This window comes from Ferrovibrio sp. (assembly GCF_029255545.1).
Classification (GTDB): Bacteria; Pseudomonadota; Alphaproteobacteria; order Ferrovibrionales; family Ferrovibrionaceae; genus Ferrovibrio.
In genome coordinates this window covers 1-8689 of record NZ_JANLJJ010000035.1, presented here as the reverse complement: position 1 = coordinate 8689, position 8689 = coordinate 1, and the positions used below count along the sequence as shown (strand labels likewise).

Below are 8689 nucleotides of genomic sequence, written 5' to 3'. Positions count from 1 at the left end.
TCCCAGGTCTTCAGGCTGGTGGTGACGAAGGCATGCGGCAGCCGGGTCTGGTCGATGACCCCGACCGACCAGCCATCCGAATTGACCCAGATCGTGCGGTAGGCTACGCCTTTAACCTTCATGTCTCGCCCTTTGAAAAGCGGCCCGAAAATCGCGTGGCCAAAAATCGCGCGGAAAGTAGCGGACCCAGCCCCCGGGGGCAATGCCGGATGCCGGTCAAAACCGCGTTGTCACACAGGTTCCCCCCCAAGAGATAAGCCATGTTGCCGGTCCTGCTGCTGACCGTGGTGATCGACCTGATCGGTTTCGGCCTGATCCTGCCGCTGCTGCCGTTTTACGCGACCAGTTTCGGCGCTTCGCCCTTCGCGATTGCCATGCTGGCGGCGGTGTTTTCCATCGCCCAGTTCCTCTCTGCGACGCCGCTGGGCGGCCTGTCGGACCGGATCGGCCGCCGGCCGGTTTTCCTCGGCTGCATGGCGCTCTCCGTGATCGGCTATACATGGCTGGCCAACGCCGACAGCCTGCTGGCGATTTTCCTGGCGCGCACCATCGCCGGCATCGGCAGCGGCAAGATCGGTGTCGCCCGAGCGATCATTGCCGACAGCACCCCGCCCGAACAGCGTGCCCGCGGCATGGGCCTGATCGGCGGTGCCTTCGGCATCGGCATGATCCTGGGGCCGCTGATCGGCGGCCTGCTGGTCGGGCCCGATCCGCAGCAACCGAACTACACCCTGCCGGCGCTGGCCGCGGCCGGCACTTCGGGCCTTGCCCTGCTGCTGGCCATCTTCGTGATCCGCGAGACCCGGCCCGATGCCCCGCATACCCTGGCCGGTCTGCAGTTGTGGCGGAACCCCTTCGCGGCCCTGCCGCAACTGGGCCGCACCGTGCTGGCGCTGATAGCGATCAACTGCGCCATCAACTTCGTTTTCTCGCAGATCGAAGTGCTGTTTCCGCTGTTCTCGGCAGCACGCCTCGACTGGCATGCCTATGAGGTGGGGCTTGCCTTCACCTTCATCGGCAGCATCGTGGTGACCATGCAGGGTGTCCTGATCGGGCCGCTGACCCGGCTGTTCGGCGAACGCCGGCTGCTGACGCTCGGCATGATCAACCTCGCCATCGGCACCGCGATGGCGCATCTGATCGTCTCCACGCCGATGATGGGCCTCTCGATCCTGCTGACCGCGACGGGGGTGGCGATGATCGGCCCGACGATCAGCAGCCTGGTCTCGCGCAGCGCCCCGGCGACGCAGCAGGGCATCGCGCTGGGCACGATGGAATCGCTGGCCGCGCTCGGCCGTACCTTCGGGCCGCTCTGGGGCGGCTGGCTGTTCGGCTCCGCTGGCATCAACGCGCCCTACTGGATCGGCGGCGCGGTCCTGGCCATCACGCTGGCGCTCGGCTGGCGTTCCATCCATGCCGAGCTTCCGGCGGCACGGGAATGACCGGCCGCTACCGCGCCATGGTCTGCCGCCGGCTGGGGCCGCCGGAGGTTCTGGAGGAAGCCTGGCTGGCCCGGCGCGGATTGCAGCCCGGCGAAGTGCGGGTGGCAATCCGGGCGGCGGGGATCAATTTCCCCGACCTGCTGCAGGTCGCCGGGGAATACCAGCACAAGCCGTCGATGCCCTTCGTGCCGGGTTTCGAGGCGGCCGGCGAGATTGTCGAAACGGCACCGGATGTCAGCAGCTGGCGGACCGGCGACCCCGTCATCCTGCGCCTGCGCGGCGGCGGCTATGCCGAGGAAGCCATCGCCACGGCCTCCACGCTCCTGCCAAAGCCGGCCGGGTGGAGCTACGAGGAGGCCGCCGCCTTTCCCGTCGCCGCAGCCACGGCCTGGACCGCCCTGGTTCAGCGCGGCCGCCTGCGGGCCAGCGAAATCCTGCTGGTCCTGGGCGCCGGCGGCGGCACCGGCCTGGCCGCTGTTTCCCTTGGCGTCACGCTGGGCGCCCGTGTCATCGCGGTGGCGTCGTCGGCAGAGAAGCGCGCGGCGGCGCAGACGGCCGGCGCGGCATCATGTCTTGATCCCGCCAGCCCCGACTGGTGGCGCGGCGTGACAGCCGATGCGGTATTCGATCCGGTCGGCGGCGTTTTGTTCGAACAGGCCTTCCGCGCATTGGCGCCAGGCGGCCGGTGGCTGGTGGTCGGATTTGCCGGTGGCACGCCGCCCAGGCCGGCGGCCAACCGCCTGCTTCTGCGCGAGGCGGAGCTGATAGGCATACGGGCGGGCGAACAGGGCCGCCGCGATCCGTCGGCAGGAATGCTGCAGGATGCCGCGCTGCGCGACTGGCTAGTCAGCGGCCAGGGACGGCCGCGGCTCGACGTCGTCTACCGGCTTGGGGAAGCCGGCACCGCCCTGCGTCGCCTGTCCGAGCGGCAGGTTACCGGGAAACTCGTGCTGCGCATCGGCTAGCACGCCGGCCAGCGGACCGGGCCGGCAGCGTTCCGGCGGCAGCGTCACCGTCACCGTCGTACCCTCGCCCAGCCGGCTTTCCAGATGCAGTTCGCCGCCATGCCGGGCAATCAGGTTCCGCGACAGCGACAGGCCGAGGCCCGTGCCTTCATGGCTGCGCGACAGCGCGTTGGCCACCTGGTTGAAAGGCTGCTGCACGCGCTCGATGTCTTCCTCGGCGATACCGATCCCGGTATCGGCAACGATGATTTCCAGCCGGCCATCCGGTTGCAGGTCACAGCGCACTTCGACGCTGCCGCCCTGGGGGGTGAATTTCACCGCGTTGCTGAACAGGTTGATCCACACCTGACGCAGGCGCCGCGTGTCGCCCCAGACCGCCGGCGCCGGGTTGGGCAATTCCTTGCGCAGCGCGATCTGGCCACCCAGGGCGCGTTCGCGCACCAGCAGCAGGGCCGCCTCAAGGCTTTCGTTCAGATCAATCCACTCCTCATCCAGCGCCATCTTTCCGGATTCGACTTTCGCCATATCGAGGATATCGCCGATCAGGGCAAGAAGATGTTCGCCGCTCTGCACGATGTCGCGGCAGTATTCGCGATATTTGTCGTTCCCCAGCGGCCCCATCATTTCGTCGAGCAGCACCTGCGAGAAACCAAGAATGGCGTTGAGCGGCGTCCGCAATTCATGGCTCATATTTGCGAGGAAGTCGGACTTGGCCCGGTTGGCGGCTTCGGCCTGCTCCTTGGCCTGAAGCAATTGCAGCTCGGCGCGCCGCTGGGTGCTGACATCGCGGAACATGCCCTCGATCATCACCACGCTGCCCTGCTCGTCGGCCACGCGGCGCAGCGTCTTGGCCACCCAGATGGTGCTGCCATCACGGCGCCGCATCTCGGAGCGGAAATCGCGCACCAGCCCGTGGCGCTCCAGGTGCCGCATCATCTCGCGCCGGCGCTCGGGATTGACGTATAGCTGCTCGCCGGCGCGCGTCACCGTCGCCAGCATCTCTTCCGGCGAATGAAAGCCGAAAATGGCGGCGCCGGCGCGATTGACGGCCAGTACGCGACCTTCCGGCGTCACCTGAATGATGCCTTCATGCACGTTGTCGAAGATCTGACGGTATTTCGCCTCGGCCTGGCGCAGGCGGATCTGGGCCCGCTTGCGCAGCGTGATATCGGTGAAGACCGAGACATACCCGCCGCTGGCAAGGCGGCGCCAGTCGAAATTCAGCCAGGTACCGTCGGTGAGGCGGACCTCCTGTTTCCGGTCGGCCTTGGTCGAGGCGTCGATATAGGCATTGATCCAGGCCGTCGCTTCCTCGGCGCGGATGGTCAGCACGCTGCGGGAAATCAGAAGGCCGAGGAAATCGCGGGCCGGCAAGCCGCGCTGCAAGGCGCTGTCAGGCAGGCCGAACAGTTCGGCCAGGCGCCGGTTGAAATGGACAAGGTTTGGTCCAGCATCCCAAACCGCGAGCCCCTCGCCCATCGTATCAAGGGCCGCATATAACAGGGCTTCATGCCCAAGCGGTTCCGGCGCCGGCGGAGACTCGTCTGCCGCCTCGCGATGGCGCGCGAGCGACGACAGGAACCGGTCTTCGCCGAAAGGCGGTTCGTTCACCGCACTCCCCCTCCTGCATGCAATGGCATCACGCGCCATTGCGCCTTTCTCGTCTGCGGGCGGTCTGCCAGGCCGGCGCCTGCACGGCCGTGCAACCGCTCACCCCCCGCGACCTCCCGACCCGTTAAGTCCATTCTTATCGTTTTACGCGTTTTCCGGGCGCAAATTTGTCACACAGGCCGCTGTCCGCCGCAACTGGAAATCGGGCTTTCCACGTGTAGACAATGGATTAAGGCTAATACGGGTTGGCCGAAGCCGCCTCCCCATGCGCACAGAGGTAGCAATGGCCATAAAAAAGCCGGCCGCTTGCGCGGCCGGCTTTTTGCTCCCACCGGAACCGTCGGAACCGCTACATCAGATGCAGTAGCTCTTCAGCGGCGGAAAGCCGTTGAAGCCGACCGACGAATAGGTCGTCGTATAGGCGCCCGTGGACAGGATCTGGATCTTGTCGCCCACCTCGAGCGCCAGCGGCATCTCGTAGGCGTTCTTCTCGTACAGGATATCGGCGCTGTCGCAGCTCGGACCCGCCAGCGACACCGGCCCGGTCGGACCGCCATCGCGCGGCGTGACGATGCGATACTTGATCGCCTCGTCCATGGTCTCGGCCAGGCCGGAGAACTTGCCGATATCCAGGTACACCCAGCGGCGATCCTCTTCGTAATCCTTTTTCGAGATCAGGACGACCTCGGCCTGGATCACGCCGGCATCGCCCACCAGGCTGCGGCCCGGCTCGATGATCATTTCCGGCAGGTTGTTGCCGAAATGCTTGGTCATCGCCTGGCTGACCGCCTGGGCATAGGCTTCCAGCATCGGAATGTCGGAGCGGTAGCGCGCCGGGAAACCGCCGCCCAGGTTGACCATGCGCAGCTCGACATCGGCCTGCTGCAGCACGGTGAACATCTGCGCGACCTGGGCCACCGCCTTGTCCCACTGGGACAGGTCGGTCTGCTGCGAGCCGACATGGAACGAGATGCCGTAGGGATCGAGGCCCAGCTCACGCGCCTTGACCAGCAGGTCGGCCGCCATGTCCGGGGCGCAGCCGAACTTGCGCGACAGCGGCCATTCGGCGCCCTCGCACTGCATCAGCACGCGGCAGAAGACCTGTGAGCCCGGCGCAACCTCGGCCAGCTTCTCCAGCTCGCACAGCGAGTCGAAGGCATAGAGGCGCACGCCCTTCGCATAGGCCCAGGCGATGTCGCGCTTCTTCTTGATGGTATTGCCGAAGGAGATGCGGTCCGGGGTGACGCCCTGGCTCAGGCATTGCTCGATCTCGTTGGCCGAAGCCGTATCGAAGCTGGAGCCCAGCGAACGCAGCCGGCGCAGGATGTCCGGCGCCGGGTTGGCCTTGATGGCGTAATAGACCTTGGCCAGCGGCAGCAGGCGGCGCAGCTCGCGGTAGTTATGCTCGACGATGTCGACATCAACGACCAGGAACGGCTCGGAGTCCTTCGCCTCGGCGAGGAACTTCTGCATCTTGGGGCTGAGCTGACCAGGCTCCACACGCGACTTGGACGAGGAACGTCGCAGACGGGTATTGGTGCGGCCACCATTGGCTGCAAGCATCGAAACCTCCCTCTCGGACCGGCTTTGAACCGGCACAGCTCACGCTGTGCGACCAAAAAGGACGCGTTCGTCGTTGCATAACCTGCCAGGGGCCATCGGCACGTGCGGGTGCGTCGTTGAAGCGGTATTTACAGCATCTCCCCCCCATTGCAATAGGAATTTGCCGGTCGCCGAAAATTTTTTTCCGGCGGCTTTTCCGGCGCGCCGCGGCAGGCGCCGCGCGCTGCAGTGGCGGGATAAAAAAAAGCCGCATGAAATGCGGCCTTCTTATTATTCGGGTTGCTTGGCCGGGAAGTCCGCGCGCGCGCGAGGGTGTGGTAAAAAAACAATAACCGGCATCCGGGTTGCCGCCGTCACCAGCGCTAGGCCAGCGGCGCTGCCGCCTGCCTGGCGCTGGTCTGCCCCGAGTCCGGCGCGAGTCCGGCGCGAGTCTTCGCCGCCTCAGCGGGCGGCGATCTGGCTGGTGAGACCGATCAGGTCCTGCAGCCGCTGCGGCGACAACTGGGCCGGCTGGCTCGGGCCGCCAAGGCCAACGATCCTGGTGGCGTCGCCGATCTTCTCCAGCCGCACGCTCTGGCCGCCAAAGCCGGCAACCTCGGCGCGGCCGGCGCTGAGCAGGGCCACTTCGGCGGTGTCAGGGCCGATACGCCCGCCCACCGTAGCCGCCTTCACCGTCACGGTGCCCATCGGCAACACGACATAGACATTGCCCGGATTGGCGGAATCGAGATGGAAGCTGCCGCGCTCGAGCCGGAGCACGACGCGATCGGCCGCGAATTCCTCGACCGTGATGGCGCTGTTGGGCCCGATGATGACCACGCTGCGGTCGTCGAGGGCGAATTTCACCCCCGAGCCGGGCCCGCTGGCGATCCGGTTGCCCAGCGTGATCGGCAGGCCACGCCGGCTCTCCTGGCCAACCACCCTGGCGACGACGCCGACGGCGGCAACCGGTCGGACCGGCAGCTCGGCGGCCAGCTCGATCCGGTCCGACGCCGCGCGGCTGTCGGCCGCCCAGCTGCTGGCGGCAAGGCCGGCCACGACAGCGGCGGCGAGGGTGAGTGATACGCACAGGGCGCGGCGGAAGACGATGGCCATGACACGGCTCCGGGAAAAATGGGGTTGTGGCGACTGTGCACCCATTTGGCATTCCCGCAGCGGGATGCCAGCCCGCAAACTGTGACGGCAGATACGAAGTGGCTATTTGGTGCCGTAGATACGGTCGCCGGCATCGCCCAGGCCGGGCCGGATATAGCCATGGCTGTCAAGCTGGCGGTCGATGGCGCAGGTAAAGACCGGCACGTCGGGATGCTCGTCCTGCATCACCCGCAGGCCCTCGGGCACCGTCAGCAGGCAGACGAACTTGATCTGGCTGGCGCCGGCCTCCTTCAGGCGGGTGACGGCGGCGGCGGCCGAATGTCCGGTGGCCAGCATCGGATCAACCACGATCACCAGGCGCTCGCGCACGTCCTCGGGCAGCTTGAGATAATACTCCACCGGCACCAGGGTTTCCGGGTCGCGGTAGAGGCCGACATGGCCGACGCGGGCCGAGGGCACCAGGTCGAGCATGCCATCCAGGATGCCGTTGCCGGCGCGCAGGATCGACACGAAGCAGAGCTTCTTGCCGGCCAGGATCGGCGCCTGCATTTCCTCCAGCGGCGTCTCGATCGACACCTTCTCCAGCGGCAGGTCGCGGGTGACCTCGTAGCAGAGCAGCAGGCTGAGCTCGCGCACCAGGCGGCGGAACTCCGCCGTCGAGACTTCCTTGCGGCGCAGCAGGGTCAGCTTGTGCTGCACCAGCGGATGATTGACCACGGTGGCATTGGGAAAGGCGTTCATCTGTTCAAATCCCCCGAAACGAAAAATCAGAAAACCGTGCCGTCGCTGGCAATGGTGAGCGGCGGGCCGCCATCGGGCCGCTTCCCCTTCGCGATCTTGCGCCCGGCCGCCCAGGTGCCGCCTTCCAGGATGCGCGCCAGCGGCATCTCGGCGGCGGTCTTGCCCAGGCGCTGGCGCACCGGATCGGCAATGCGGTCGAGCAGGGCCACGGTCAGCCCCCGCCATTCCACCACCGCCTCGTCCTCGACCGGGATGGGGAATTTCAGCAGCGCCTCGTGTCGCACGCTGAGCACACCGAGATCGATGAACAGGCCGCCATTGCGGTATTCCGGCAGGCCGGTGAGGTCATCCAGGCCGGTCACCGTGATGCCGGCATCCTCGAAAATCTCGACCAGCGAATAGGTCAGCCACTGCGACAGCTTGTGGAACGGCACCAGGCCGGAGGTGAGGTCGCCGCTCATCAGGCCGCGATGGCGCCAGACATCGCCCAGATTGGTGCCGTCGATGGTCATGCGCGACGGCCAGATCGGCCCCAGCCCGTCCAGCACGGCGGCCAGGATGGCGGTGGCTGGCAGCTTGCCATCCTTCACGGCATGGGCCTTCAGGTAATCATAGAGGCCGCCGATGCGGCCCGGGGCCCCGAAGAGATCCGGTCGCGCCTTCAGCGCCTGGCCGAGATTGCGCATCAGCGCGGCCCGGCCCTCGACGCCGACCAGCGGATTGGCATCCGAGGCCTGGAAGGCATGGGCGATGGCGTTCGGCGCCAGGGGCATCAGCCCGGCGGCATCGGCGCGCAGCGGATGCGCCTTGTCGCCCGAGAAGAGCCCGCTGCGGAAAGCATGCAGGCTGGCGACGGCCAGGCCTTCGGAGCGGGCGATGCGGCGGCCATCCTCGTTGTAGCTCCAGTCCGGTCCGGCGCCGGCATCAAGCAGCACGCTGACGACGCAGAGGTCGAAGCGGATGCGGGCGACTTCGTCGGCATCCACGCCCTTCAGCGTGGCGGCAAGCTGGCCCCAGCGGTCGATGCCGCCGGCGCTGAAATGGCGCCAGCGGGCATGATAGGGAATCTCCAGCGTGGGATAATTCTCGCGGATCGCCTGCGCCACGTAATCGGCCGCGGCCGGCAGGGCCTCGAGATGCAGCTGGAAATTCGGCAGCGCGTCGCGCTCGGCCAGTCCGAACAGCTGGTTGCAGCGCTCGCGCACCGCCGCCGTGCTGCTCAGCCAGGCCACCGCCTGCGCCGGATCATTCAGATTCCCCACTATACTTTAC

At 66.8% G+C, this 8689-nt stretch carries 6 protein-coding genes and 2 pseudogenes; 2 read left to right on the top strand and 6 right to left on the bottom strand.

The window, feature by feature from the left end:
• Positions 1 to 122, bottom strand: a pseudogene (locus tag Q1J79_RS06390) (S-methyl-5-thioribose-1-phosphate isomerase); the annotation flags it as partial.
• 138 nt (positions 123 to 260) lie between these two features.
• Here Q1J79_RS06390 and Q1J79_RS06385 point away from each other — a divergent pair.
• Together Q1J79_RS06385 and Q1J79_RS06380 are read left to right on the top strand one after the other, a co-directional pair.
• On the top strand, positions 261 to 1442 hold the full coding sequence (locus Q1J79_RS06385; RefSeq protein ID WP_300298112.1) for an MFS transporter: 1182 nt from the start codon (positions 261 to 263) through the stop codon (positions 1440 to 1442).
• A complete protein-coding gene (locus Q1J79_RS06380) occupies positions 1439 to 2407 on the top strand; it encodes an NADPH:quinone oxidoreductase family protein (RefSeq protein ID WP_300298109.1) in 969 nt (322 codons plus the stop codon). Before Q1J79_RS06385 ends, Q1J79_RS06380 begins: the two co-directional genes overlap by 4 nt.
• Positions 2408 to 2449: 42 nt before the next feature.
• Here the strand turns inward: Q1J79_RS06380 and Q1J79_RS06375 are convergent.
• From Q1J79_RS06375 to Q1J79_RS06355, 5 genes and pseudogenes are all read right to left on the bottom strand, one after another.
• Positions 2450 to 4057 (bottom strand): annotated as a pseudogene (locus Q1J79_RS06375) (PAS domain-containing sensor histidine kinase); the annotation flags it as partial.
• Positions 4058 to 4372: 315 nt separating this feature from the next.
• Entirely contained in the window at positions 4373 to 5491 is a 1119-nt protein-coding gene (locus Q1J79_RS06370; protein ID WP_300298263.1) for a type III PLP-dependent enzyme, read from the bottom strand.
• 531 nt (positions 5492 to 6022) lie between these two features.
• Positions 6023 to 6676: a FecR domain-containing protein gene (locus Q1J79_RS06365; RefSeq protein ID WP_300298107.1), complete on the bottom strand. Its 654-nt coding sequence runs from the start codon at positions 6674 to 6676 to the stop codon at positions 6023 to 6025.
• A 102-nt stretch (positions 6677 to 6778) separates the two neighbouring features.
• The gene (gene upp / locus Q1J79_RS06360; RefSeq protein ID WP_300298104.1) at positions 6779 to 7417 is read right to left on the bottom strand and encodes a uracil phosphoribosyltransferase; all 639 of its coding nucleotides are present in this window, start codon (positions 7415 to 7417) and stop codon (positions 6779 to 6781) included.
• Positions 7418 to 7443: 26 nt separating this feature from the next.
• Positions 7444 to 8679 (bottom strand): URC4/urg3 family protein, encoded by a 1236-nt coding sequence (locus Q1J79_RS06355; RefSeq protein ID WP_300298101.1) that lies wholly within the window; start codon positions 8677 to 8679, stop codon positions 7444 to 7446.
• Positions 8680 to 8689 lie beyond the last annotated feature (10 nt).